Below are 24,435 nucleotides of genomic sequence, written 5' to 3' on the forward strand. Positions count from 1 at the left end.
CGACATAAGTTTTCTTGCTGGTGGGGCTAGCGCGCAATTTTTGTTGCGTCGCAGCACGAATCACGGTCCTATAATGGGAGAAACCGGAGGCGCGCATGCGGGTCGTGTTAACCATTTCGACGCAAGGTCGGGCATCGGTTTCCAGCGGGTGGGAGTAAGACAATGACGTCAAGAATGAAGCCGGCCGAAGGTGCGATGACGCTGGCTGAAATGAAGGAATTCGCCGGCTTCACCGCCGCGACGCAGCGCTATATCCGTCGCTCGCTCGACGTCGGGCTCGAACGCGAGGACGCGCTCGCCCGCTGGTCGCGCGACGTCGTCGAAGCCGCCAGCATCCGCGCCCAGTCGCGCGTCTATGAGCGGCTGAACGAGGTTCGCGCGCTCCTTCCCGACGATTCGTCGCTCGAAGCGGTCGAGACGTTCATGGCGCCGCTGATCGCGGTCTCCGCCTTCGATCTGACGCAGGGCCGACTGACCAGCTTCTCGGCCTATCGCTTCCTCTACGAGCGGCTGATCGGTGCCGAGGCGCGGCCATGGCTCCCCGCGTCGTTCTGCGCGGCCGCCGCGCTGCCCAATCTCCATCCCGAATTGCGCCGCGGGCTGCTCCAGTCGATCAGCGAGGCCGCGGCCACCGCGTCGGGCTGGTCGAACCGCCAGCCGGCCTTCTTTCCGCAATGGGTGGAAAAGGTCGATCCGCGCTCGCTGCCGAACTGACCTTCGCGCCGGAACCGCCGCCCCCCACCGGCGGCGGTCCCCCGCCCCCGCCTGCGGTCGGTTCAGCCGCGGCGCGCCACCGCGAAGGGCTCGCTCGTCACCGGATAGCCAAGCCCTTCGGGAATGCACAGATGCTCGGCCCCCGCACGCTGCTCGATCCAGGGGGTGATCGTCTCGATCGGATGCGCACGGGCATGCGCAACCGCCGCATCATAGCTGGGCAAGGTCGCCAGCCGTTCGACATTGCGCCGCGTCGGATAGATCAGCGTCGCCCGCCCGGCATCGGCTTCGGCCAGCAGCGCCGAGGCGCTTGCCCAGAACAGCCGCACATTCTCGCCGCCGTCGGGCGTCGCCGTCGCCGTCCCGGGCGCACGCGCCAGATAGAAGCGCGTGTCGAACACGCGGCTGGGCAGGCCATAGGGCAGCCAGCGCGCAAAGGGTTCGAGCATGTCGAGCGTCAGCTTCGCGCCGGCGCGCGCGACCGCCTCGGCAAGTGTCTGCCCCTCCAGCAGCCATGCCCGCATCGCCGCCGCCGCCTCGTCGGGCGCCGCCAGCCCGATCGCGAGCCCCGCCTCCTCCAGCGTCTCGCGCACCGCTGCCAGCCGCGCAGCATTCTCGTCGCGATCGCCGGGCAGTTCGGCTGCCCATTCGCGGTCGGCCGGGTCGACGCGGCCGCCGGGAAACACCAGCGCGCCGCCCGCAAAGACCAGCGAAGCGGCGCGTTCGAGCATCAACAGTTCGGGCGGCCCGTCGCCGCGTTCGCGCATGACGACGATCGTCGCGGCGGGAATCGGGGAATCGCCTGCCCGCGCCGATGCACCGGCGCCCGGCTTGCCCCCGCTCGGCCCATCGTCGCGCATCGTTCCTCTCCCGGCCATCCGATTCATTCCCCCGCCGCGATCGCCGCCACCGCTTCCCCGGTGCGCCCCGTCGGCAAGGACACGCGCGCGAGCAGCCCGCCATTGGGCTGGTTGGCCAGCACGACCTCGCCGCCGTGCGCGCGCGCCATCGCCTGCACGCTCGCCAGCCCCAGCCCCAGCCCGCCGGTATCGCGGTTGCGCGATCGCTCGCCGCGGAAAAACGGGTCGAACGCGTGCGCCAGATCGTCGTCGCACATCCCCGGGCCGCGGTCGCGCACCTCGATGATCGCCGATCCGTCGCGGGTCTCCAGCAGCACTTCGGCGCCGCCGCCATATTTGACGGCGTTGGAAACGAGGTTGGCGAGCATCGTCTTCAACCCGGCGGCATAGCCGTCGATCACCAGCGGCGCGCCCGGCAACAGCGTCACCGGCAACCCGGCATCGGCCATCTCGTCGATCAGCGTCTCCGCCAGCGACCGCAGGTCCAGCCGCCGACGATGCGCCGTCACCCCCGCCTCGCGGACATAGCCGATCGTCGCCGCGATCATGGCGTTCATGTCGCGAATATCGCTCTCGCACGCGGTCCGGATCGAATCGGGCGCGTCCTCCAGCCGCAGCGCCAGCCGCATCAACGGCGTCCGCAGGTCGTGCGCCAGCGCGCCGATCACCGTGGTCCGGTCGTCGATATAGCGGTTGAGCTGCGCCTGCATCCGGTTGAACGCGGCGGCGGCCTCGGCAATCTCCTCGGGGCCCTCGATCATCATCGGCGCCGCACGCGGATCGCGTCCCAGCCGCTCGGCGGCAGCGGCGAACAACCCGAACGGCCGCGCGACGCGCTGCGCGAGCAGCCAGGCAAAGGGCGTCACCGCCACCAGCGTCGCGGCGAGCCAGAACAGCACGAACCAGCGCCACGGCCCCAGTTCGGCGGTGGGCCGCACGCGTACCCAGCGGCCGTCGGGGCGCTGCCATGCCGCCCAGAAATCGTCGGTGAGCACGAAGCCGCGCGCGACATCCTTGCTGATCGGCACCTCGGGGATCGGTGGTCCCCGGTCGAAACGCGGCTGGCGCTGGAACGGCGGCGGCTCGAACCGCACGCGCACGCGGTCGCGCGGCACGTCGAGCAGTGTCGCGATCGCCATCGCCATCCGCTCGCTGCGCGGGTTCCACGGCACCGGCTCGATCGAATCGACGATGATGCGGTCGATCCGCGGCGCGGCCGGCGTCGGATCGCGGAGCGCATCCGCGACCTGCTCCGCGGTAAAGAACTCCGCCCGGGGGGCCTGCGCCGCCATCAGAGCGACGAGGTTCAACACCTGCGCCGCCGCGACACAGGCAAGCATCAGCAGAAAGATGCGCAGGAACAGCGGCGATCGCCCGCCGCCCGCTTGGCTCACAGGCGAACCACGCGCGGGACGAACAGATAGCCCTCGTTGCGGACCGTGCGGATGATCTCGTCGCCGCTCGCGCGCAGCTTGCGACGCAACCGGCTCACCTGGACGTCGATCGCGCGGTCATAGGCTTCCGAATCGGGACCGCGTGCCGACTGCAACAGCACCTCGCGCGACAGCACGCGCCGCGGCCGCTCGATGAACACTCGAAGCACCGCGAATTCGCCGTCGGTCAGGCCGACCAGCACGCCGTTCGGATCGAACAGCTCGTGCGAGCCCAGGTCGATCCGCCACCCGTCGAAACTATAGGCCTCGGGCGTGGGCGCCGGCGCGGCATGGCGCTTGCGCAACGCGGCGCGCACCGTCGCCAGGATCTCGCGCGGGCTGCACGGCTTGGTCAGATAATGTCCGGCGCCGACCTCAAGCCCCAGGATCCGGTCCTGTTCCTCACCCAGCGCGCTCAGCAGGATAATCTCCGGCCCGCCGTCACGCGCGATCCGGCGACACGCCGACAGCCCGTCCTCGCCCGGCATCATCACGTCGAGGATGATGAGGTCGACGGGCATCCGCCCAAGAATTTCGTCCATTTCGGCCGCCGAGGCCGCGGTTTCGACATGATAGCCGCGCGCGCCAAGCGAATTGGCGAGCAGTTGACGAATTTCGCGGTCGTCATCGACGACCAGCAATGTCGCGGCGTCCTGACTTACCTGGGGAGCTCCAAACATCTGCGTCCTTGCCAACCGTTATTCTGCATTTTTTGCCCCCGCAACGATTGCGCCTTACAGCAGCGCCGCGGACGTGAACAGCCGTTCTCGTTTCCGCATCCGCGCAAGCCTGAAGAAGCCGACGCGCGGACCGCCCCTCGGTATATCCCCTGTTCACGACGCCATGGAAACGGCGTATGGCGCGCGCGACTCTGTGAATGACTGCGTATTGACCCCGACGCATCTATAATGCCGCCATCCCCAAGGGCGCGGTCGAAGGCCGAAGTCACGGCCCCCCCCCCGCACGCCCGCCGGGACGCATAGGGAAGAAAACTCTCTTGGACACGCTCGCACCCGCTGCCGCAGGGCAGTCTCAACCCGCCGCGCAGGCGGCCCCGGCCGCGGCGCCGCACGCCACGCACGACGACAGCTTCACCGCGCTGGCCGTGGGCGCGATCGGCGTCGTGTTCGGCGACATCGGCACCTCGCCGCTCTATGCGCTCAAGGAAAGCTTCATCGGCCATCATCCGCTGGCGGTCGACCGGCTCCACATCTTCGGCGTGCTGTCGCTCGTCTTCTGGACGATGATGCTGATCGTCACTGTCAAATATGTGCTCATCATCCTGCGCGCCGACAACAAGGGCGAAGGCGGCAGCCTGGCGCTGCTCGCGCTGATCGGCGCACGGCTGGGGCAGAGCCGCTGGACGCCGCTGATCGCCGCGCTCGGCATCATCGCCACCGCGCTCTTCTATGGCGATGCGATCATCACCCCCGCGGTGTCGGTGCTCTCGGCAGTCGAGGGGCTGACGGTGGTCGAGGACAATCTGGCGCCGCTCGTGCTGCCGATCACCATCGTCATCCTCATCGGGCTGTTCGCGATCCAGTCGCACGGCACTGCGCGCGTCGGGCGGCTGTTCGGGCCGGTGATGCTCGTATATTTCCTCGTGCTGGCGGTGCTGGGCATCAACGGGATCGCCCGCGCGCCCGAAGTGCTGCTGGCGCTCAACCCGTGGCACGCGATCGCCTTCTTCCTCGCCGATCCGCGCCTCGCCTTCCTCGCGCTCGGCTCGGTGGTGCTGGCGGTGACGGGTGCCGAGGCGCTCTATGCCGATATGGGGCATTTCGGACGCCGCGCGATCATGGTGTCGTGGCTCTACATCGCCTTCCCGTGCCTGATGCTCAACTATCTGGGCCAGTCGGCGCTGCTGCTGCACAGCCCTGAGGCGGTCGAGAACCCGTTCTTCATGATGGCGCCCGACTGGGCGCGGCTGCCGCTCGTCGGCCTCGCGACGATGGCGACGATCATCGCCAGCCAGGCGGTGATCTCGGGCGCCTTCTCGGTCTCGCAACAGGCGGTCCAGCTCGGCTTCCTGCCGCGGCTGCGCATCCTCCACACCAGTGCCAAGGCGGCAGGACAGATCTATGTTCCGCTGGTCAACTGGGCGCTGCTCGTCCTCGTCATCCTGCTCGCGCTCGGCTTCAAGAGCTCGAGCAACCTCGCCGCGGCCTATGGCATCGCCGTCACCGGCACGATGTTCATCACCGCGTGCATGCTCGGCGTGCTGGCCTTCGCCGTGTGGCGCTGGTCGCCGTTCGTGGCGATCCCCGTCACCGGGCTGTTCCTGGTGATCGACGGGCTCTATTTCGCGTCGAACGTCACCAAGATCCCCGACGGCGGCTGGTTCCCGCTGCTCGTCGCCGCGGTCGCCTTCACGATCCTCACCACCTGGTCAAAGGGTCGCAAGCTGATGCGCGACCGGCTGCGCGAAAGCGCGATCCCGATCGAGGTGTTCGTGCGCTCGACCGGCCAGTCGGTTCAGCGCGTGCCCGGCACGGCGGTGTTCCTCGCCTCGACGGTCGACGACATCCCCCCGGCGCTGCTCCACAACCTCAAGCACAACAAGGTGCTGCACGAGCGCGTCGTGGTGCTCACCGTCGCGATCCAGCCCTTCCCCCATGTCAGCGCGGGCAACCGCACCGACGTCAAGGCGCTGGGCGACGGCTTCTATCGCATCGTGCTGCGCTACGGCTTCATGGACGACGTCAACGTCCCAGCCGCGCTCGCCGCCATCACCAGCGCGGGAACGCCGTTCAAGCCGATGGAGACCAGCTATTTCCTCGCCCGCCAGACGCTGATCGCGTCGCAGCGGCCGGGAATGGCGATCTGGCGCGAAAAGCTGTTCGCCTGGATGGTGCGCAACGCCGAAAGCGCGATGCAGTTCTTCAAGCTGCCGACCAACCGCGTCGTCGAACTGGGCAGCCAGCTCGAAATCTGATCGGGCGTCGCCGGGACAGCCTGTCCGCGCGAACAGGCTGTCCTGCCCGGTGGAGCGGGCTAGTGCCCGGCCATGCCGCGAATGGTCAGGAAACGCGATCTGCCGAGCAAGCCCTGCGCCCGCTGCGGCCGTCCGTTTACGTGGCGGCGCAAATGGGAACGCGACTGGGACGCCGTCAGATATTGCTCGGATCGTTGCCGCGCGGGGAAAGCGAACTGAGGAACGCCTCGGCATCCGCCGCGATTTCGGCCTTCCGCGCCGCGCTGAAACGGTCATAGCCGTTGACGATCTGCGCCATGCGCGGGTTGCCGCGCAGCCGGTCGCGATGCCGCGCGATGAAATCCCAGTAGAGATAGTTGAACGGGCACGCCTGCGCCCCCGCCTTGCGCTTCACGTCGTACCGGCACGCCCCGCAATAATCGGACATGCGGTCGATATAGGCGCCGCTGGCGGCATAGGGCTTCGACGCGAGCAGCCCGCCATCGGCGAACTGGCTCATCCCGACCGTATTGGGCAGCTCCACCCACTCATAGGCGTCGGCATAGACCGCCAGATACCATTGATGGAGCGCGTGCGGGTCGATCCCCGCGAGCAGCGCGAAATTGCCCGTGACCATCAGCCGCTGGATATGGTGGGCATAGGCTTCGCGCCGCGTCTGATCGACGCAATCGCGCACGCACGCCATTCCCGTTTCGCCGGTCCAGTAGAAATCGGGGAGCGGCCGCTGCGCCGCCAGCGCATTCTCGCGGTCATAGCCCGGCATCTTCAGCCAGTAGATGCCGCGCACATATTCGCGCCACCCGATGATCTGGCGGATGAACCCCTCGGCAGCGTTCAGCGGAACCCGGCCGGCCCGGTATTCGGCCTCGACCCGCCGGCACAGCGCGCGCGCGTCGAGCAGCCCGCAATTGAGGTACAGCGCCACGACGCTGTGGAACAACGTCGGTGCGCCCGCGCGCATCGCGTCCTGGTAATCGCCGAAATGCGGCAGCGCGTGCGTGACGAAATGGTCGAAGGCGGCCTCGGCGCCCTTGCGCGTCGTCGCGAACCAGAACGGTTCGAGATCGCCGAAATGATTGTCGAATCGCACCGCGACGAGCGCCAGCACATCTTGCGTCACCGCATCGGGCGCCTCGCGACGGGGCTGCGGCACGGCGAGCGCGGGCGGCAACGGCTTGCGGTTGTCGGCGTCCAGGTTCCACTTGCCGCCCGCCGGCTCGCCGCCGTCCATCAGCAGCCCCGTGTAGCGGCGCATCTCGCGATAGAAATACTCCATCCGCAGCGACTTGCGCCCTGCGGCCCATCCGGCGAATGCCGCGCGGCTGGCGATGAAACGGTCGTCGGGCAGCACCTCGACGCCGGGGATCGCGCGCAACGCCGCGTCGAGCCGCCATTCGCCGGGCTCGGTGAGCCGCACAGGGCGCGTGCCGTGCCGCGCCTGCGCGCGTGCCACCTCGCCGATCAGCGATCCGCTGTTGGCCGGATCGTCCAGCGTGACATAGTCGACCGTCCAGCCTCCGGCGCGCAGCTCATCCGCAAAATGGCGCATCGCCGCAAACACGAACGCGATCTTCTTCTTGTGGTGGCGGACATAGCCGGCCTCCTCGGCCACTTCCGCCATCAGCACGACCGCCGCGCGCGGATCGATGCCGCGCAGGCTCGACAACTGCGGACTCAGCTGGTCGCCCAGCACCAGGATCAGGGGGCCGTTCATCGCGTCTTTCGCCATCGCCTCGGGGAAGCCCGATGCCCTATCGCAGCGGCACCGCCCCGCCCCGATGGCCGTTGGTGCAGCTTGCGGATTCACGTCCCCCTCCCCAATCGGGCAGCATGCAGGGACAAGCGTTTTCGTTGCCGCGCCGTGCGGTCGGTCTCGGCCTCGCCGGGCTCATTCCCCAGCTTGCCGCGTTGGCGATCGCGCTGGGCGGCGGCCTCGACGATCACTGGATCGCGGTGGCGGCGGGCTATGGCTATGCCGCGCTGATCTTCAGCTTTCTGGGCGGGCTGTGGTGGGGAATTGCGCTGGTCCGCCCCGATGCGCCGCGCTGGCTTTTCTACGTCGCCGTGCTGCCGTCGCTGATCGCCTTCGCCACCTTCGTGCCGTGGTTGTGGGGTCAGGGCGTGCCGCGCGGATCGCTGTTCGTGCTCGCGCTGTGCCTGTTCGCCTCGCCGCTCGTCGATCGCGTGGTCGCGCGGCGCCTCGGCCTGCCCGCCGAATGGCTGGTGCTGCGCTTCGCGCTGTCAGCCGGCCTGGGCGTGACGACGGCGGTACTGGGTCTCGCCTGAAAGCCCGGTGACGCGCCGCGCCAGATCGCGGCCCGAGCACCAGGCCAGCTCGACGCGCGGGCCGATCAGCCAGTCGCCGCACGCCCCCAGCAGCATCGTCGCGTCCCACAGCGCGTGGTCGCCGCTCCCCTGCGCCATGGCAAAGCGCCAGCGGTGGCCGATCGCCAGTTCGGGTGCCGGCAGCGCCTGACCCAGCGCCTCGCCGAGCGCCTGCGCCAGCGCGCGCGCGACCCAGTCCGCCTCGGCCTCCAGGTGCCGGGCCGACCAGTCGGCGCGGGCATGGACGACCCAGTTCTCATGCCCCGCATCGCCGCCGCCATGCCCGGGCTTCGCACTGTCTCGGCACGCCCACACGATCGGGCCCGATTCGCGCACCACATCGGGCACGCCCGCAATTGGCGCGGGGAAGCGCAGCATCGCGGCCCAGCACGGCTGCGATCGCGCCGCCATCGCCCGCCGCGCGAAATCGAAATGATGCAGCGACAGGAGCGGTGCCGCCTGATCGCACGGCACGGCGACGATCACCGCGTCGAAACCGCCGGCGGCACCGCCTTCGTGCGCCACCGACCATCCGGTCGCCGTCCGCGCGATCCCCGTGACGCGGCATCGCCATTCGACGCGGTGCCTCGCGGCCATCGCCCGGATCGGCGCGTTCATGCCGGGCGTCCCCACCCAGGCATCCGCGCCCAGCGCGGGCCAGCGCGCGACATGCCCCTCGGCCTGCCAGCGGGCGACCGCTGCCGCGAAACCGGGATCGCGCACCGTGAAATACTGCGCGCCATGGTCGAAGCTGGTCGGTCCGTCGGCCAGGTCGACCCGGCGCGTCGACATCCGCCCGCCGGGGCCCCGCCCCTTGTCGAACAGCGTCACGCCATGCCCCGCAGCGACCAGCCCGTCGGCACAGCTCAGCCCGGCGATACCCGCCCCGATGATCGCGAAATCCACGCGCCGACCCTCTCGCCTGCGGTCAATAACCCATCAGCGACAGCACTTCGCGGCGGCTGCGCGCATCGTCCCGGAAACAGCCGAGCATCCGGCTGGTGACGGTGCCGACGCCGTGCGTCCGCACGCCCCGGCCGCTCATGCAGCCATGTTCGGCGTCGATCACCACCGCAACGCCGCGCGGCTGGAGGTGCTGCCAGATGCAGTCGGCGACCTGTGCGGTCAGCCGCTCCTGCACCTGCAGCCGCCGCGCATAGCCGTGGAGCACGCGCGCCAGCTTCGAAATGCCCACCACCCGGTCGCGCGGCAGATAGGCGATCGACGCGGTGCCGGTGATCGGCGCCATGTGATGCTCGCAATGCGACTGGAACGGGATCTTCTTCAGCAGCACGACGTCGTCATAGCCGCCGACTTCCTCGAAGGTGCGCGCCAGATGCGCGCCGGGATCCTCGTGATAGCCCTGGCAATATTCCAGCCAGGCGCGCGCCACGCGCTTGGGCGTGTCGATCAGCCCCTCGCGCGCCGGATCCTCGCCGGCCCAGCGCAGCAGCGTGCGCACCGCTTCCTCGACTTCGCGCGGCACATCCGGCTTCGCACCGCCGCCATGCGCGCCGGCTTCCTGGGGATCGAAATACATGAAACGCCTTCCCGCTCTGCGCCCGCTGGACGAATGGCTGCATCCGTCCCATGTTCGGGCCCGTATCTCCGATGCGCTGCCGGGCGGTTTCCGGCAACATGGCTTAAGGGGAACGTCCGCTTTGGCGGACGAGGAAGCGAGGGAATTCAGGAATGTCGTTGTCCGACATGATCGCCGCCAGCCCGATTGCGGCTGTCATCAGCAATCCGCGGCTGCCCGATAATCCGATCATCGACTGCAACGATGCGTTCATTCAGCTCACCGGCTATGCGCGCGACGAGATTCTGGGGCGCAATTGCCGCTTCCTCCAGGGGCCGGAGACCGAACCCCAACTCAGCGCGACGATCCGCGACGGCGTCCACACCAAGCGCCCCGTGCTGGTCGAAATCCTCAACTACAAGAAGGACGGCACGCCCTTCCGCAACGCCGTCCTCGTCGCGCCGATCTTCGATGCGGAGGGCGAGCTTGAATATTTCCTCGGCTCGCAGATGGAGATCGACGATCCCGGGCTCGGGGCGGCGACGCGCCGCGGCGAGGCGCAGGCAAAGATCGACGCGCTCTCGCCGCGCCAGCGCGAGGTGCTCGTCCACATGGCCGCGGGCAAGCTCAACAAGCAGATCGCCTATGAGCTCGGCCTGACCGAACGCACCGTCAAGATGCACCGCGCCGCGCTGTTCAAGGCGCTGGGGGTCAAGGCAAGCGCCGACGCGATCCGCCTGGCGATCGAGGCCGGCTACTGACCGGTCCGCCGGGCGCCCCGGGTTTCAGGTCCGGGTTTCGGGCCCGGTTTCAGGGGTGCCGCGGCCGCGCCTCGCGACAGAACAGCGCATGCACCGTCTTTAGCAGCCGCGCCGCGTCCTCGCTGGCCAGCGAATAGAAGATCCGCTGCCCCTGCCGCCGCGCGCGCACCACATGCTCGCGGCGCAGCAGCGCCAGTTGCTGCGAGACCACCGTGTCGCGCGCGCCCGTCAGCCGGACGAGTTCGGCGACCTGCTTCTCGCCGTCCTGCAGGTGGCACAGGATCATCAGGCGGCTGCGACCCGAAAGCGCCTTGAGCAGCACCGATGCCCGGTCGATCGCGCCCAGCAATTCGGTCGTCATCGCAGCTCTCCGCCTTTCGGGGGCAAGGCTAAGCCCATGGTTCACAAGGATCAATACGGTGACGCAACGATATTGCGCACCTGGCGCAAACACGGCAGGGTCGCTGCCCCCCGGCCGTTTCGGGGCCGCAGGGGCGGAATCGCGCCGTTGCGTCGGCGCACCGGGGGCGTAAAGCGGGCGGCATGACCGCCGCGATCGAACCCTTTCACGCCATTGCCATCAGCCGCCTCGCGCATCAGCTCGAATCCGAAGGCCGCTCGATCCTGCACATGGAGTTCGGCCAGCCCTCCACCGGCGCGCCCGCGCGCGCGATTGCCGTTGCGCATCAGGTGCTCGACCGCGATCCGATGGGCTATTGGGAAAGTCCCGCGCTGCGCCGGCGGATTGCGCGCCATTATGCGGATCGGCACGGTGCCGCGGTCGATCCCGAACAGGTGCTGCTCACCTGCGGCGCGTCGCCCGCGCTCGTGCTGGCGCTTGCCACCGCCTTTGCGCCGGGCGCGCGCGTCGCGCTCGCGCGGCCCGGCTATGTCGCCTATCGCAACACGCTGCGCGCGCTCCACATGGTCCCGGTCGAAATCGAATGCGGCGCCGATACGCGGTTCCAGCTCAGCGCCGAAGCCGTCGCCGCGCTCGATCCCGCGCCCGACGGGCTGATCCTCGCCAGCCCGGCCAACCCCACCGGCACGATCCTCGCCGATGCCGAAATGGCGGCGATCATCGCGCTGTGCGCCGAACGCGGCATTCGTCTCGTCTCGGATGAGATCTATCACGGCATCAGCTTCGCAGGCCCGACGCGCTCGGTGCTCGAATGGACTGCCGACGCGCTGGTGGTGAACAGCTTTTCCAAATATTTCAGCATGGCGGGCTGGCGGCTTGGCTGGCTCGTCGCGCCGCCTGCGCTGGTCGCGCCCGCGCGCGCCCGCATGGGCAACCTGTTCCTCACCCCACCGGTGCTCAGCCAGCACGCCGGCTTGGCGGCGTTCGACTGCCGCGACGAGCTCGAGGCGCATGTCGCGACCTATGCGCGCAACCGCGAACGCCTGCTCGACGCGCTGCCGCGGCTGGGGCTCGCGCGGATCGCGCCGCCCGACGGCGCCTTCTACGTCTATGCCGATATCGGCCATCTGACCGATGACAGCCTCGCCTTCTGCGAACGGCTGCTCCGCGATACCGGCGTCGCCACCGCCCCGGGCATCGACTTCGATCCCGTCCACGGCCACCGCTTCATGCGGTTCAGCTTCGCGGTCTCGACCGCGCAGGTCGAGGATTCGATTGCGCGGATGATCCCCTGGTTCGCCGACCGCGCGCGCGAGGCGGCTGCCGCCCGCTGATCGCGCCCGGCCCGGGCGGGGCGATCAGGCGGCGAGCGCCGTGGGTGCGGTCTCGGCATCGCCCTGCGCCCTGCCGCCCAGGATGCCCGCGTCGGGGGCAAGCAGCCCGGCGCGGCGCGCGACGATCGTGGGCACCAGCATCTGACCCGCGACGTTCACCGCGGTGCGCCCCATGTCGAGGATGGGGTCGATCGCCAGCAACAGCCCCACGCCTTCGAGCGGCAGCTTGAGCGTCGAAAGCGTCAGCGTCAGCATCACCGTCGCGCCGGTCAGCCCCGCCGTCGCCGCCGACCCGATCACCGAAACGAACACGATCAGCGCATAATCACCCAGGTGCAGCGGCACGCCGAAGAACTGGGCGACGAAGATCGCGGAAATCGCCGGATAGATCGCCGCGCACCCGTCCATCTTCGTCGTCGCGCCCAGCGGCACCGCAAAGGCGGCATAGGCGCGCGGCACGCCCAGCCGGGTCTCGGTCACCGCCTCGGTCACCGGCAGCGTCCCGACCGACGAGCGCGACACGAAGCCAAGCTGGATCGCCGGCCACGCCGCGGCAAAGAAGCGCAGCGGGTTGAGCCCGTTGGCCGCAAGCAGCGCCGGATAGACGACCAGCAGCACCAGCCCCAGCCCCAGATAGATCGCGCCCGCATAGCTGCCGAGCGCCGCCAGCGCCTCCCAGCCATAGCGCAGCACTGCGTCACCGATCAGCGCCGCGGTCCCGATCGGCGTCAGCGCGATCACCCAGCGCAGCAATTGCCGGAATACCGCCAGCGCCGACGCGTTGAACGACAGGAAACCCTCGCCCGCCTTGCCGACCCGCACCGCCGCCGCGCCCACCGCGATCGCGGCGACCAGGATCTGGAGCACGTTGAACGACAGCGCCGTCGTCGCATGGCCGTCGCCGCCGATCGTCGTCGCCGCGCCGAGGCCCAGGAAGTTGACCGGCACCAGCCCCTTCAGGAAATCGAGCCACGACGCGCTCGTCCCGGGCGCCTTCGCCGCGGCAAGGTCTACGCCGGCGTGCAGCCCGGGCTGGATCGTCACCCCCAGCACGATGCCGATCAGCACCGCGATCAGCGCGGTGATCGCGAACCACAACAGCGTCTGCGCCACCAGCCGCGCCGCATTGTCGAGATCGCGCAGCGCCGCGATCGACGCGACGATCGCGGTAAATACCAGCGGCGGCACCAGCGCCTTGAGCAGTTGGACAAAGATCTGGCCGAGCGTCTTCAGCGTCTCGCCCAGTGCCGCGGCGGCCGGCGCATCGCCCAGCGCCCGCGCCGCCAGCCCCAGCGCCAGCCCCGCCGCCATGCCGATCGCCACCTGCGCGGCAAAGCTGGGGGCGCGGCGCGCGCGCGGACGGGTCTGGGGGGCGGCCATGGCATTCTCCTGGGCGGCGGGATGACCGGGCCAAGGATATTCCACCGCATCGCTAGGTGAACAAAGTTTTGCTTGGCCGTCCCCGCGTCCGGCTTTGCAGCGGCTAGCCCCGCTTCGCCGCCAGTCCCGCCGCGATTGCAGGACCGATCGCCGGGGCGATCAGCGGAGCAAGGCCGATCCCATTGGTCGGGTGTGCGATACTGTCGGTCGACACGACGCGCAGCGGCCCCGCAGCGCACAGTGCGGCATGGGCATCGCCCGCGAACACCGGATGCACCGCGATGCACACCGGCGAACGCCCGGTCGCGGCGCGCAGCCGCTCGACCGCCTCGATCATCGTTCGCGCGCTCGATGCGATGTCGTCGACGATCACCGGCGTTTCGTCCGCGCCGATCTCGGGCACCGCACCCGCAATCGCGACGTCATAGTCGCCGCGGCGCGTCTTGCGCAGCACTGTCGCGCGCGCGCCCGCCAGCGCCGCGATCCGCTCGACCCATTGCGCGCTCTCCTCGTCGGGACCGATCAGCACCGGCCGCACCACCTCGGCCTTCAGCCATTCGGCCACCGCCGTCGCGGCGGTCAGCGCAAAGGCGGGAATCGCATAGACGACGTCGAGCGTCGGGTGGCGATGCAGATGCGGATCGACCGTCACCAGCCAGTCGACCGCGCGCGACAGCATCGCGCCATAGCTCACCGACGTCACCGCCTCGCCCGGCTGGAACGCCTTGTCCTGCCGCATATAGCCCAGATAGGGCGCGACCAGCCCGACGCTCCGCGCGCCCTGCCCCCGCGCCGCATCGGCGGCAAAGATCAGCGCCAGCGTCTTCTCGTCGGCGCGATCGAGCGTGCACAGCAGCAGCACGTCGCGCCCCGCCACCGGCGTGTCGAACCGGACATAGCTTTCGGCGTCGGGAAAGCGACGGACGGTGATCGCTCCCACCGCCAGCCCGGCCTGCGCCGCCAGCGCATCGGCGAGCGACGGCGCCGCGTCGATCGTGAACATCAGCGGCGCGGTCATCGCGAACGCACCCGCACCACCGCGCCGTGATTGGCCTCGGCAAAGGCCAGCGCATAGTCGAGCTCGCCGCGGCTCTCGGCGTGCAGCGTCATCACCGGCTGCCCCGCCATCACCGTCTCGCCCAGCTTGACGTGCAGTTCCAGCCCAGCGGTCGCCGCCTGCGGCGCCCCGGCGAGCTTGGCGACCCGCGCGAGCAGCCGGTTGTCGATCGCGCGGACCACGCCGGCGTGCGGCGCGGCGATGACATGGCGCAGCGGCGCGCTTCCCGGCTCGCGAAAGCCGCCCTGCGCCTCACAGATCGCCATGAACTTGGCCAGCGCCCGCCCGTCGTCGAGGATCGCCGTCGCCAGTCCGTGCCCCGCCCCTGCCGGCGCCGCGCCGCCCAGTTCGATCAGCTCGCCCGCGAGCAGCAGCGCCCGCGCGCGCAGGTCGGCGGGCGCCCAGGGCGCGCCGCGCAGCACCGCCAGCACGTCGCGCGCCTCCAGCGCGGGGCCGATCCCCACGCCCACCGGCTGCGTGCCGTCGGTCAGCACCGGGCGCACCGTCTGGCCGAATGCGCCCGCGACGGCACGCAGCACGGCTGCCAGTCGATGGGCATCGTCCTCGGTCCGCACCTTGGCCGTGGGGCCGATCGGCAGGTCGAGCAGCACGTGCGTCGATCCTGCGGCAAGCTTCTTCGACAACACCGACGCGACCAGCTGCGCCTCGCTGTCGAGGTCGAGCACCCGCTCGACGCGGATGAAGATGTCGTCGGCGGGGCTCAGCCGCACGCTGCCGCCCCACGCGATGCACCCGCCCTCGCGCTCGACGACGCGACGCATCGTCGGCAGGTCGAGGTCGACCGGCGCCATCGTCTCCATCGTGTCGGCGGTGCCCGCCGGACTGGTGATCGCGCGCGACGAGGTCTTGGGGATCGTCAGCCCCGCCGCCGCCGCGATCGCGACGACCAGCGGCGTCGTCCGGTTGCCGGGCAGTCCGCCCACGCAATGCTTGTCCGCGACCAGCGGCGCCGGCCACGACAGCCGATCGCCCGCCTCCAGCATCGCGCGCGTCAGCGCGATCGTCTCGGCAAGCTGCGTCGGCTGCGCCGAAAAGGCGGTGATGAACGCCGCGAGCTGCACGTCCGAATAGCGTTCGGCGACGACGTCGGCGACGATCGCCTTCAGCCGCGCATCGTCGAGCCGATGGCCATAGACCTTGGCGCGCACCGCGCTCATCGATTCGATCGGGCGGGCGTGGCGCACCTGCACCGGGCTGCCCTCGGCTGCTCCCAGCCGCCGCCACGCGACTTCGGAAAGGCCCACCTCGCCCGGCGCCAGCATCCCGTCGGTGACGAGGTACAGCGTCGCGATCACGCTGCGCCCGCCCGCCTCCAGCTCGACCTGGCTGCGTGCGGCGACGCCCTCGGCACGGCCCACCGGGCAGTCGGCGCGCATCAGCACCACCGGCTCGCTCTGCGTCTCCAGCCCCAGCCGACGCAGGCACAGCGGCGCCCGCGCCGCGGCGGCGATCGCGTCGGGGGCGGCCGTCGTCTCGGCCGTCGCGCTCACGCCAGCACGACCTTCTCGCCCTGTTCGGGCACGCGCGCGGCCCAGCCGAGCGTCTCGGTGATGGTGCGACGGAAGCTGTCGGAAGCCTCGGCCTCGCCATGCGTGACAAAGGTCATGCGCGGTGCCGCCTCGAACCCGCCCAGCCAGCGCAGCAGCTCGTCGCGATCGGCATGCGCCGACACCATGTCCAGGCTCGCCACCTCGGCGCGCACGGGCACGTAATCGCCGTGGATCTTCAGTTCCTGCGCCCCGGCCTTCAGCGACGCGCCGCGCGTGCCGCCGGCCTGGAATCCCGCCAGCAGGATCGTGTTGCGGCGCATCGGCGCATAGTGGCGCAGGTGATACAGGACGCGCCCGCCGGTCGCCATGCCGCTCGCCGAAATGATGACCTTGGGCGTCGGGTCTTCGTCCAGCGCCTTCGAATCCTCGGTCTCGCGCGTGTAATGCACCATGCCGAACGCTTCCTGGCACTGCGCCGCGCTCAGCCGGTGCTCGCCCGCGAACTGGCAGAAGATCTCGCTCGCATTCACCGCCATCGGGCTGTCGAGATAGACGGGCACGTCGACCAGCTTGCCCTGCCGGCGCAGCACGCTCAGATGATAGATCAGCGACTGGGCTCGCCCCACGGCAAAGGCCGGGATCACCACCGTGCCGCCGCGCTGCACCGTGCGGCCGATAATGTCCTCCAGCACCGCCTCGACCGAGCCATGGTCGTGCAGCCGGTTGCCATAGGTCGATTCGACGACGACGTAATCGGCATGGTGCACCGGCGTCGGCGGCACCATCGTCGCCGAGTCATACCGGCCGACATCGCCCGAAAAGACGATGCGCAGCCCCTCGCACTGCAATTCGATGTTGGCCGCGCCCAGAATATGCCCCGCGGGGCGGAAGATCGCGCGGCAATCCTCGGTCACGTCGACGGGCTTGTCGAAATCGTGCGTGCGGAACGGGCGCAGCGCCGCCTCGGCATCGCGCTGGGTATACAGCGGCAGCGCCGGGTTGTGCCGCGTAAAGGCGCGCTCGTTGGCAAAACGCGCATCGGCTTCCATCAGGTGTCCGCTGTCGGGCAGCAGCAGTTCGCACAGCCGCTTGGTCGCGTGCGTGCTGTGGATCGGCCCGCGATACCCGTCACGCACCAGCGCCGGCAGATAGCCCGAATGGTCGAGGTGCGCGTGCGTGATCAGCACCGCGTCGATCGACGAAGGCGCGACGGGCAACGGCGCCCAGTTGCGCTCGCGAAGCTGTTTGAACCCCTGGAAAAGCCCGCAATCGATCATGATGCGGCTGCGATCGGTCTCGATCAGATATTTGGACCCGGTCACCGTGCCGGTGCCCCCCAGAAACTGCAGCGAGACGCCCATGCGCTTCCTCTTCCCGATCGTGACTCTTGACGATGCGGGGCTAGCGCGAGGCGGGGTGCCGACGCTCTACGTGGAGTTCCTGAACACGCACCGCACGAACCGTGCGCGCGGCGTGGGCGGGCAAAGCACCCGGGCTGCCCAAGGTGCTGTCATGCCATTGATTTTTTTGGAAAAGAAGTGGGCGGCTGGTGGAGCTGAGGGGAATCGAACCCCTGACCTCTGCAGTGCGATTGCAGCGCTCTCCCATCTGAGCTACAGCCCCGCCGCCGGACCCGGCATCGCCGGGAGGCGCACCCCTTAGCGGCGTCTTTCGGGCGATGCAACAGGGTTGATGCACTTTTCTCGACGCTTTTTGCGCGATGCTCCATTGCCTTGCGTCGCGCGACACCTCCGATTGCGGCGGGCGCCCCCGCCCGGCACGACGAACAGTGCGCCCCTGCGCCGAAATCCGGAACGAAATGCGCTTCCGCTCGCTCAGACGATCGAGGCTGTCGCCGCCCGCAATGGCGGACAAGACGGCCCCGACGTAAAGTCAAGCAGGAGATGATCGACATGGACGACCGCACCAATCGTTACGGTCAGCGCGATGAAACGCGCGGCGGATTCGATCAGGATTATGGTCAGGATTTCGGCTCCGGCCGCAACTACAGCTATTCGAGCGCGCGTGACTATGCCGCCGCGGGCGCATTCGATCGCGACGATGGCTGGCGTGGCCGCGGCGGCCGCGGGCGCGACGAGTGGAGCGGCGAGGGCCGCGAGCGCGGCAGCTATCGCCAGGGCGGCCAGGGCTATGGCCGGGGCGGCTATGGCGGCGGCTATGGCGGTTTTGGCGGCCGCGATCAGGACGAGTTCGGCGGCTATGGGCCGGGCAGCTACGGCGCCGGGGGCTATGGTCAGGGCGGCTATGGCCAGGGCGGCTATGGCCAGGGCGCCTACGGACAAGGTTACGGCTCGGGCGGCGCCGCGGGCTATGGCGGCTATGGCGCCCAGTATCGCGGCGGCTGGCGCGACGACGTCCCCAATCGCGAGCGCAGCCGCGACTGGGGCCATGACGCCGCGCACCGGCGCAACGATCCGCGCGACCGCGGCTTTTTCGAACGCGCCGGCGACGAGGTCCGCTCGTGGTTCGGCGACGAGGATGCCGAACGTCGTCGCCTGATGGACCAGCGCTATGACGAATCCCGTTCGCGCAGCGAAGGCCATGGCGACAATCATTACCATTCGTGGCGCCGCCAGCGCATCGCGGAGCTCGACCGCGACTATGACGAATATCGTCAGGAAAACAGCCAGCGGTTCGAAAACGAGTTCAACAACTGGCGCACCGACCGTCAGGGCCAGCGCGAAAGCCTGCGCAAGGTCGAGGAGCATATGGACGTCGTCGGGTCCGACGGCAGCCATGTCGGCACGGTCGACAAGGTGCGCGGCGACCGGATCATCCTGACCAAGAGCGATACCGACTCGGGCGGGCACCACCACTCGATCCCGTCGCGCTGGATCCAGTCGGTCGACGACAAGGTGACGCTGCGCAAGACCGCCGAAGAGGCCAAGGCGCACTGGCGTGACGAGGAACGCGCGGGCGCGCTGTTCGGCGAGGACGGCGAGCGCGCCACCAGTGACCGCATCGGCGGCGAGCGGACCGGCGACCGCGACCGCCAGCAGGGCGAATGGTCGACCGGCGGCAATTTGAACCGCAGCTTCTCGGGCACCTACTGAGCCCCGGCCGCCGATCGCGGCGGCCACCCCTTTCCTCCCAACGCCGCCTCGAGCCCCGCTCGGGGCGGCCGCGGGCGGATCACGATATGCCGCGCAGCCGGGGAGCCGCCGCGACGCGCTCGACGCGCCGTCAGAACGCCTCCCGGCACGTTGCGCCCACATCCGCGTCGCCGGCCGCTTTTCGCCCGCGTCCGCGTCGATCCGTGGGCAAGGCGCCGCCCGGCATCGTCACCGCGCAGGATGCCCCGCCCGCAACGCTGCGCCCGCTACCCCGCAAAGGCGGCGTCCGCCCCTTTCCGCCCGGCGACCAAGTCGCGGGCCGGGCTCAGGCGGCCTCGACGCTGCCGATCCCCTCGGCATCCGCCGGTGCGGAAAGGTTGCGCGCCTCGGGGCTGCGATCGACATGCCACGCATCGAAATCGCGAAACATCGGCGCGCCGCATCCCGTGCACCATGAACGGAACTGCTTGCCGTCGAACCAGGCCCGCCGCCGATCACGATGATGTTTTCCACAAGCACAGGCGACGAGCTGGAGAATCGACATACACGAACCCCATGACCGGATGGCGTTGCGCGCCAGCGACCAACAGGGTCGCCCATCGATTTTTACATCAACACCTGCGAATAATCAACAAGATGATCGTGATGATTCGCGAAGTCGTTCGACGATTGCAGCGGCTGCAATACTCAGCGTATCGTCACGTGCGCCCATGATGACGATGCGGTCGCCGGACTTCGCGACTTGCAACAGCGAAAGTAATGCCGCATCGCGATCGGCGATATGGCGTGCCGCATGGCCGGCCGCAACAATATCGCCGACGATATCGGCGCTCGTGACTTCCCGCCGCACCGTTCCGCCATGATAGACCGGATCGGGCAGCACCAGCTGGTCCTCGGGCGCCAGTCGCTTCGCGAACATCGCCACCAGTTCTTCGCGCATAACCTTCAACGGGCCATAGCCGTGCGGCTGGAACAGCACGAGCAACCGCCCGGGAAAGGCGTGGAGCGTATCGAGCGTCGCGGCGATCTTTTCGGGATTGTGCCCGAAATCGTCGATCACGGTCACGCCGCCGGCCTCGCCCACCACGTCGAAACGGCGCTTGAGCCCGGCAAAGCCCGCGATCGCCGCCACCGCCTCGTCCAGCGGCACCCCCGCCGCGTCGGCTGCGGCGAGCGCGGCGAGCGCATTCTGGACATTGTGGCGCCCCGGCACCTGCAACGCCACCGGCCGCCGCACCCCGTCGGGGGTCACCAGCACGAAGCGCACGGCAAAGGGCGCCGGCTCGATCGCCTCGGCGCGATAATCGGCCGCGGCGTCGATCGCGAAGCGCCGCACGCGCCCGGGCGGGAGTTGCGCCGCCAGCGCCGCGCTCTCGGCGTCGTCGGCATTGACGATCGCCACCGCGGCGCGCCCGATGAACCCGCCGAACAGCGCGCGCAGCTCCTCGAGCGACTTGTGGTCGAGGCTCACATTGTTGAGCACCGCGATGCGCGGATGATAGAGCGCGATCGACCCGTCGCTTTCGTCGACCTCGCTGACGAACGGCGCCCCCGTCCCCACCAGCGCGCCGGCAAAGGGTGCGTCGGGCGCGGCGAAGTTCTTCATCACCGCGCCGTTCATCACCGTCGGCGCGCGGCCGCAGGCGTGGAGCAGCCAGCCGATCATGCCGGTCACCGTCGACTTGCCGCTGGTGCCCGCCACGCCGATCGGCAGTTCGGCCGCGTCGAACAGCCGCGCGAGCAGTTCCGCGCGTGTCATCCGCGCCGCGCCGATCTGCGCCGCGGCGACCATGTCGGGCACGTTCGCCTCGACCGCCGCTGATGCGACGACGATCTGGTCGGCGCTGGTGATGCCGCTGCCGTCCTGCGGGAACAGCGCGATCCCCAGCCGGCGGAGATGGTCGAACTTGGCGGTCAGCCGCGCCTGGTCCAGGCTGCGGTCCGATCCCGCGACCGTCGCGCCGCGCGCCGCAAGGATCATCGCCAGCGGCATCATGCCCGAACCACCGATGCCGACGAAGAAGTAGGATTTGCCGTGCTCCATGGCCTCGGGCTATCGGCGCTTTGGCGGCAGGGGGCAAGGCTCTGCCGGGATCATGCGGGGAATGGCGAATGCGTATCGGCGTGGTGGCACCGGCTCGGCCCGTCAGCAGGGAGGGCTCGCTGCGTCTCTCGGCGCTGATGGCGCTCACCTATCCCCAGCACGAGATCGTCTTTCACCCGCAATGCTATCTGTCCGAGGGGCATTTCGCCGGGCCGGACGCGGTGCGCGCCCAGGCGTTCCTCGATTTCGCCAACGATCCCGCGTTCGACGCGATCTGGTTCGCGCGCGGCGGCTATGGCTCGAACCGCATCCTGCACCAGGTGATGCCGCAACTCGGCCCGGCGGCGCGCGACAAGACCTATGTCGGCTTTTCGGACATGGGCTTCCTGCTCGCCGCGCTCTATGCCCGGCGGATCGGGCGCCAGGCGCATGGCGCGATGGCGAGCAGCCTCGGCATCAACGATGCGGGCGAATCGACCGGCTGGGTGCTCGGCTGGCTGATCGAAGGCGATCGCCAGGGGCTCGAGCCCAGCCTTGCCGACGGCCGCCCGGCGGTCGCGTTCAACCTCGCGATCCTCAACGCGCTGATCGGCACGCCCTGGCTGCCCGACCTCACCGACCATGTGCTGATGATCGAGGAGGTCTCTGAACCGCTCTACCGGATCGACCGGATGCTGTTCCAGATGGCGCATGCGACGCAACTGCGCGGCATCGCCGGCGTGCGGCTGGGCGAGGTCACCGACATTCAGGAAAACGACCCCCCGTTCGGCGAGTCGATCGAAACGATGATCGTGCGCTGGTGCGGCGAAATGGGCGTGCCCTATCTCGGCCGCGCCCAGATCGGCCATGTCGAACGCAACCGCATCGTCCCCTTCGGGGTCGCCTGAGCCCCGCCGGGGCGCTTTTCGCCCTTGCCGGCGCTTGCCTATCGCGCCCGGGCAGGGGCATAAGCCCGGCTCCATTTCTCCAATGAAAGCGAGTGATCCCGTGTCCGAGATGTTCCGCATAACGCTGCCCGACGGTTCCGTCCGCGAGGTAGCCCCGGGGACTACCCCGGCGGACATCGCCGCGGCGATCGGCCCCGGCCTTGCCAAGGCGGCGCTCGCCGCGCGCGTCGACGGCGAATTGCGCGACATCGGCCGTCCGTTCGAGGGCGACGCAAGCCTCGCGCTCGTCACCGCCAAGGACGAGGCCGACGCGCTCGAACTCGTGCGCCACGACTATGCGCACATCCTCGCCGAGGCGGTGCAGAAGCTGTTCCCCGGCACGCAGATCACCTTCGGCCCGTCGACCGACGACGGCTTCTATTACGACTTCGCCCCCAAGGACCGCCCCTTCACCGAAGAGGACCTGCCGGCGATCGAGGCGGAGATGCGTCGCATCATCGCCGCCGACCAGCCGCTGATCCGCGAAGTCTGGTCGCGCGCCGACCTGATCGCGCGCTGGAAGGCTCAGGGTGAGACGTTCAAGGCCGAATGGGCCGCCGAACTGCCCGAGGGCGAGGAACTCACCGTCTACCGCGCCGGCAAGGGCGACGACGCCTGGCTCGACATGTGCCGCGGCCCCCACCTCGCCTCCACCGGCAAGGTCGCGGCGGATGCGTTCAAGCTGACGCGCGTGTCGGGCGCCTATTGGCGCGGCGACCAGAAGAACGCGATGCTCAGCCGGATCTACGGCACCGGCTGGCTCAACAAGAAGCAGCTCCAGGAGCATCTGACGCGGCTGGAGGAAGCCGCCAAGCGCGACCACCGCAAGCTCGGTGCGGAGATGGACCTGTTTCACCTCCAGCAGGAGGCGCATGGCTCGGTGTTCTGGCACCCCAAGGGTTTCCGCATCTATCGCGAGCTCGAGGCCTATATGCGCCGCGCGATCGACGCCGCCGGCTATCGCGAGGTCAAGACGCCGCAGGTGATGGACGCGCGCCAGTGGGAACAGTCGGGCCACTGGGGCAAGTATCGCGAGAACATGTTCGTCATCCCCGACGAGGTGCCCAACACCGAGGATGAGGGCCCGATCGTCTCGAACGACGCCGAGTGGATGGCATTGAAGCCGATGAACTGCCCGGCGCACGTGCTGATCTTCCGCCAGGGCATCAAGTCGTATCGCGACCTGCCGCTGCGCCTGTACGAAAACGGCTGCTGCCACCGCAACGAGCCGCACGGCGCGCTCCACGGGCTGATGCGCGTCCGCCAGTTCACCCAGGACGACGCGCACATCTTCTGCCGCGAGGACCAGATCGTCGACGAGGTGCGGGCCTTCTGCGCGCTCGCCGACCGGATCTACAAGGATTTCGGCTTCACCTACGCGATCAAGCTCGCGCTGCGTCCCGAAAAGCGCTTCGGCACCGACGAGATGTGGGACAAGGCGGAGAACGAGCTGCGCAACGCGGTGGTCGCCGCCGGTCTCGCCACGCCCGAATATGGCTGGGAAGAGCTGCCCGGCGAAGGCGCCTTCTATGCGCCGAAGCTCGAATGGCACCTCACCGACGCGATCGGCCGCACCTGGCAGGTGGGCACGATCCAGTCGGACCGCGTGCTGCCCGAACGGCTCGATGCCGCCTATATCGGCGAGGATGGCGAGCGCCATCGCCCGGTGATGCTCCACCGCGCGATCTTCGGCTCCTACGAACGCTTCATCGGCATCCTGATCGAACATTTCGCCGGCAAGCTGCCGACCTGGCTCGCGCCGGTACAGGCGGTGGTCGCCACGATCGTATCCGACGCCGACGATTATGCCCGCGCGGCGGTGGCCAGGCTCAAGGCCGCCGGGATCCGCGTCGAGAGCGACCTGCGCAACGAGAAGATCAACTACAAGGTGCGCGAACACTCGCTCGCCAAGGTTCCCAACCTGCTCGTCGTCGGCAAGCGCGAGGCGGAGGAAGGCACCGTCGCGCTGCGCGTGCTCGGCAGCCAGGGGCAGACGATGCTCTCGCTCGACGAGGCGATCGCGCGGCTCACGGCCGAGGCGACCGCACCCGATCTCGCCTGATTCCCGCCCCTCCCCCGCCATGGGGAGGGGCGCTCGCGTCCTTCCCCTTGCGCCGGCGCCGTTCCGCGCCGATATAGTCTGCCTGTCCCTTGGTTGCGCAGGCGCCACGCCCGCGGGTTTTTCCGCGCAATTTGTTGCA

22 protein-coding genes and 1 tRNA gene are annotated in these 24,435 nt (G+C 69.3%); 9 read left to right on the forward strand and 14 right to left on the reverse strand.

The window, feature by feature from the left end; genetic code table 11:
- Nucleotides 1-162 precede the first annotated feature (162 nt).
- Entirely contained in the window at nt 163-714 is a 552-nt protein-coding gene (locus ACT3CF_RS14125) for a hypothetical protein (RefSeq protein WP_478423787.1), read from the forward strand.
- 62 nt (nt 715-776) lie between these two features.
- Here the strand turns inward: ACT3CF_RS14125 and ACT3CF_RS14130 are convergent, their stop codons facing one another.
- Genes ACT3CF_RS14130 through ACT3CF_RS14140 form a run of 3 tightly spaced genes read right to left on the reverse strand, consistent with a single transcriptional unit; the run spans nt 777 to nt 3,687 of the window.
- Nucleotides 777-1,574 carry an NUDIX hydrolase gene (locus tag ACT3CF_RS14130; RefSeq protein WP_478423788.1) on the reverse strand — a complete coding sequence of 266 codons (798 nt, stop codon included), beginning with the start codon at nt 1,572-1,574 and terminating at the stop codon, nt 777-779.
- Nucleotides 1,575-1,597: 23 nt separating this feature from the next.
- Nucleotides 1,598-2,968: a sensor histidine kinase gene (locus tag ACT3CF_RS14135; RefSeq protein WP_478423790.1), complete on the reverse strand. Its 1,371-nt coding sequence runs from the start codon at nt 2,966-2,968 to the stop codon at nt 1,598-1,600.
- A complete protein-coding gene (locus ACT3CF_RS14140; protein WP_478423792.1) occupies nt 2,965-3,687 on the reverse strand; it encodes a response regulator in 723 nt (240 codons plus the stop codon). The genes ACT3CF_RS14135 and ACT3CF_RS14140 overlap by 4 nt, the downstream gene beginning before the upstream one ends.
- A 317-nt stretch (nt 3,688-4,004) precedes the next feature.
- Between ACT3CF_RS14140 and ACT3CF_RS14145 the strand changes: the two genes are divergently transcribed.
- Nucleotides 4,005-5,942: a potassium transporter Kup gene (locus ACT3CF_RS14145; RefSeq protein ID WP_478423794.1), complete on the forward strand. Its 1,938-nt coding sequence runs from the start codon at nt 4,005-4,007 to the stop codon at nt 5,940-5,942.
- Between the two features lie 72 nt (nt 5,943-6,014).
- On the forward strand, nt 6,015-6,161 hold the full coding sequence (locus ACT3CF_RS14150; protein ID WP_478423796.1) for a DUF2256 domain-containing protein: 147 nt from the start codon (nt 6,015-6,017) through the stop codon (nt 6,159-6,161).
- Here the strand turns inward: ACT3CF_RS14150 and ACT3CF_RS14155 are convergent.
- Nucleotides 6,118-7,656: a cryptochrome/photolyase family protein gene (locus ACT3CF_RS14155; RefSeq protein ID WP_478423798.1), complete on the reverse strand. Its 1,539-nt coding sequence runs from the start codon at nt 7,654-7,656 to the stop codon at nt 6,118-6,120. The two genes, ACT3CF_RS14150 and ACT3CF_RS14155, sit on opposite strands and share 44 nt — an antisense overlap.
- Before the next feature lie 137 nt (nt 7,657-7,793).
- Between ACT3CF_RS14155 and ACT3CF_RS14160 the strand changes: the two genes are divergently transcribed.
- Nucleotides 7,794-8,228: a DUF3429 domain-containing protein gene (locus ACT3CF_RS14160; RefSeq protein ID WP_478423800.1), complete on the forward strand. Its 435-nt coding sequence runs from the start codon at nt 7,794-7,796 to the stop codon at nt 8,226-8,228.
- On the opposite strand, the gene ACT3CF_RS14165 is transcribed toward ACT3CF_RS14160, so the two are convergent.
- Together ACT3CF_RS14165 and folE are read right to left on the reverse strand one after the other, a co-directional pair.
- Nucleotides 8,184-9,173 carry an NAD(P)/FAD-dependent oxidoreductase gene (locus ACT3CF_RS14165; protein ID WP_478423802.1) on the reverse strand — a complete coding sequence of 330 codons (990 nt, stop codon included), beginning with the start codon at nt 9,171-9,173 and terminating at the stop codon, nt 8,184-8,186. The genes ACT3CF_RS14160 and ACT3CF_RS14165 overlap by 45 nt on opposite strands.
- 22 nt (nt 9,174-9,195) lie before the next feature.
- Nucleotides 9,196-9,807, reverse strand: coding sequence for a GTP cyclohydrolase I FolE (gene folE / locus ACT3CF_RS14170; RefSeq protein ID WP_478423804.1), 612 nt, complete (start codon nt 9,805-9,807; stop codon nt 9,196-9,198).
- A 152-nt stretch (nt 9,808-9,959) separates the two neighbouring features.
- Here folE and ACT3CF_RS14175 point away from each other — a divergent pair, with 152 nt between their 5' ends.
- Nucleotides 9,960-10,547 carry a response regulator transcription factor gene (locus ACT3CF_RS14175; protein ID WP_478423806.1) on the forward strand — a complete coding sequence of 196 codons (588 nt, stop codon included), beginning with the start codon at nt 9,960-9,962 and terminating at the stop codon, nt 10,545-10,547.
- A 49-nt stretch (nt 10,548-10,596) separates the two neighbouring features.
- On the opposite strand, the gene ACT3CF_RS14180 is transcribed toward ACT3CF_RS14175, so the two are convergent.
- Nucleotides 10,597-10,908: an ArsR/SmtB family transcription factor gene (locus tag ACT3CF_RS14180; protein WP_478423808.1), complete on the reverse strand. Its 312-nt coding sequence runs from the start codon at nt 10,906-10,908 to the stop codon at nt 10,597-10,599.
- A 182-nt stretch (nt 10,909-11,090) separates the two neighbouring features.
- On the opposite strand from ACT3CF_RS14180, the gene ACT3CF_RS14185 reads away from it, so the two are divergent.
- The gene (locus ACT3CF_RS14185) at nt 11,091-12,242 is read left to right on the forward strand and encodes an aminotransferase class I/II-fold pyridoxal phosphate-dependent enzyme (protein ID WP_478423810.1); all 1,152 of its coding nucleotides are present in this window, start codon (nt 11,091-11,093) and stop codon (nt 12,240-12,242) included.
- 24 nt (nt 12,243-12,266) lie between these two features.
- Here ACT3CF_RS14185 and ACT3CF_RS14190 read toward each other — a convergent pair whose 3' ends face one another.
- The 5 genes from ACT3CF_RS14190 to ACT3CF_RS14210 form a co-directional block, all read right to left on the reverse strand.
- Nucleotides 12,267-13,622 (reverse strand): dicarboxylate/amino acid:cation symporter, encoded by a 1,356-nt coding sequence (locus tag ACT3CF_RS14190; RefSeq protein ID WP_478423812.1) that lies wholly within the window; start codon nt 13,620-13,622, stop codon nt 12,267-12,269.
- A gap of 103 nt (nt 13,623-13,725) precedes the next feature.
- Complete coding sequence (locus tag ACT3CF_RS14195; protein ID WP_478423814.1) at nt 13,726-14,640, reverse strand: ribose-phosphate diphosphokinase; 915 nt, start codon at nt 14,638-14,640, stop codon at nt 13,726-13,728.
- On the reverse strand, nt 14,637-16,190 hold the full coding sequence (locus ACT3CF_RS14200) for a thymidine phosphorylase family protein (RefSeq protein ID WP_478423816.1): 1,554 nt from the start codon (nt 16,188-16,190) through the stop codon (nt 14,637-14,639). Before ACT3CF_RS14200 ends, ACT3CF_RS14195 begins: the two co-directional genes overlap by 4 nt.
- Complete coding sequence (locus ACT3CF_RS14205) at nt 16,187-17,551, reverse strand: MBL fold metallo-hydrolase RNA specificity domain-containing protein (RefSeq protein ID WP_478423818.1); 1,365 nt, start codon at nt 17,549-17,551, stop codon at nt 16,187-16,189. Before ACT3CF_RS14205 ends, ACT3CF_RS14200 begins: the two co-directional genes overlap by 4 nt.
- Before the next feature lie 186 nt (nt 17,552-17,737).
- Nucleotides 17,738-17,813 (reverse strand) — tRNA-Ala (locus ACT3CF_RS14210).
- 281 nt (nt 17,814-18,094) lie between these two features.
- Here ACT3CF_RS14210 and ACT3CF_RS14215 point away from each other — a divergent pair.
- The gene (locus tag ACT3CF_RS14215; RefSeq protein ID WP_478423820.1) at nt 18,095-19,264 is read left to right on the forward strand and encodes a DUF2171 domain-containing protein; all 1,170 of its coding nucleotides are present in this window, start codon (nt 18,095-18,097) and stop codon (nt 19,262-19,264) included.
- 325 nt (nt 19,265-19,589) lie between these two features.
- Here ACT3CF_RS14215 and ACT3CF_RS14220 read toward each other — a convergent pair whose 3' ends face one another.
- Together ACT3CF_RS14220 and ACT3CF_RS14225 are read right to left on the reverse strand one after the other, a co-directional pair.
- Entirely contained in the window at nt 19,590-19,808 is a 219-nt protein-coding gene (locus ACT3CF_RS14220; protein ID WP_478423822.1) for a hypothetical protein, read from the reverse strand.
- Between the two features lie 84 nt (nt 19,809-19,892).
- Nucleotides 19,893-21,308: a UDP-N-acetylmuramate--L-alanine ligase gene (locus ACT3CF_RS14225; protein ID WP_478423824.1), complete on the reverse strand. Its 1,416-nt coding sequence runs from the start codon at nt 21,306-21,308 to the stop codon at nt 19,893-19,895.
- 68 nt (nt 21,309-21,376) lie between these two features.
- Between ACT3CF_RS14225 and ACT3CF_RS14230 the strand changes: the two genes are divergently transcribed.
- Together ACT3CF_RS14230 and thrS are read left to right on the forward strand one after the other, a co-directional pair.
- Nucleotides 21,377-22,195, forward strand: a complete 819-nt coding sequence (locus tag ACT3CF_RS14230) for an LD-carboxypeptidase (RefSeq protein ID WP_478423826.1) — start codon at nt 21,377-21,379, stop codon at nt 22,193-22,195.
- A gap of 109 nt (nt 22,196-22,304) precedes the next feature.
- Nucleotides 22,305-24,296 (forward strand): threonine--tRNA ligase, encoded by a 1,992-nt coding sequence (gene thrS / locus ACT3CF_RS14235; RefSeq protein WP_478424132.1) that lies wholly within the window; start codon nt 22,305-22,307, stop codon nt 24,294-24,296.
- The last annotated feature ends 139 nt before the right edge of the window (nt 24,297-24,435 follow it).

Source organism: Sphingomonas chlorellae, assembly GCF_056485145.1.

Coding starts and splice junctions, on each gene's coding strand:
- ACT3CF_RS14125 (WP_478423787.1), top strand. CDS start 163: ATGACGTCAAGAATGAAGCCGGCCGAAGGTGCGATGACGCTGGCTGAA.
- ACT3CF_RS14130 (WP_478423788.1), bottom strand. CDS start 1,574: ATGCGCGACGATGGGCCGAGCGGGGGCAAGCCGGGCGCCGGTGCATCG.
- ACT3CF_RS14140 (WP_478423792.1), bottom strand. CDS start 3,687: ATGTTTGGAGCTCCCCAGGTAAGTCAGGACGCCGCGACATTGCTGGTC.
- ACT3CF_RS14150 (WP_478423796.1), top strand. CDS start 6,015: ATGCCGCGAATGGTCAGGAAACGCGATCTGCCGAGCAAGCCCTGCGCC.
- ACT3CF_RS14155 (WP_478423798.1), bottom strand. CDS start 7,656: ATGAACGGCCCCCTGATCCTGGTGCTGGGCGACCAGCTGAGTCCGCAG.
- folE (WP_478423804.1), bottom strand. CDS start 9,807: ATGTATTTCGATCCCCAGGAAGCCGGCGCGCATGGCGGCGGTGCGAAG.
- ACT3CF_RS14175 (WP_478423806.1), top strand. CDS start 9,960: ATGTCGTTGTCCGACATGATCGCCGCCAGCCCGATTGCGGCTGTCATC.
- ACT3CF_RS14180 (WP_478423808.1), bottom strand. CDS start 10,908: ATGACGACCGAATTGCTGGGCGCGATCGACCGGGCATCGGTGCTGCTC.
- ACT3CF_RS14185 (WP_478423810.1), top strand. CDS start 11,091: ATGACCGCCGCGATCGAACCCTTTCACGCCATTGCCATCAGCCGCCTC.
- ACT3CF_RS14190 (WP_478423812.1), bottom strand. CDS start 13,622: ATGGCCGCCCCCCAGACCCGTCCGCGCGCGCGCCGCGCCCCCAGCTTT.
- ACT3CF_RS14195 (WP_478423814.1), bottom strand. CDS start 14,640: ATGACCGCGCCGCTGATGTTCACGATCGACGCGGCGCCGTCGCTCGCC.
- ACT3CF_RS14205 (WP_478423818.1), bottom strand. CDS start 17,551: ATGGGCGTCTCGCTGCAGTTTCTGGGGGGCACCGGCACGGTGACCGGG.
- ACT3CF_RS14215 (WP_478423820.1), top strand. CDS start 18,095: ATGATCGACATGGACGACCGCACCAATCGTTACGGTCAGCGCGATGAA.
- ACT3CF_RS14220 (WP_478423822.1), bottom strand. CDS start 19,808: ATGTCGATTCTCCAGCTCGTCGCCTGTGCTTGTGGAAAACATCATCGT.
- ACT3CF_RS14225 (WP_478423824.1), bottom strand. CDS start 21,308: ATGGAGCACGGCAAATCCTACTTCTTCGTCGGCATCGGTGGTTCGGGC.
- ACT3CF_RS14230 (WP_478423826.1), top strand. CDS start 21,377: ATGCGTATCGGCGTGGTGGCACCGGCTCGGCCCGTCAGCAGGGAGGGC.
- thrS (WP_478424132.1), top strand. CDS start 22,305: ATGTTCCGCATAACGCTGCCCGACGGTTCCGTCCGCGAGGTAGCCCCG.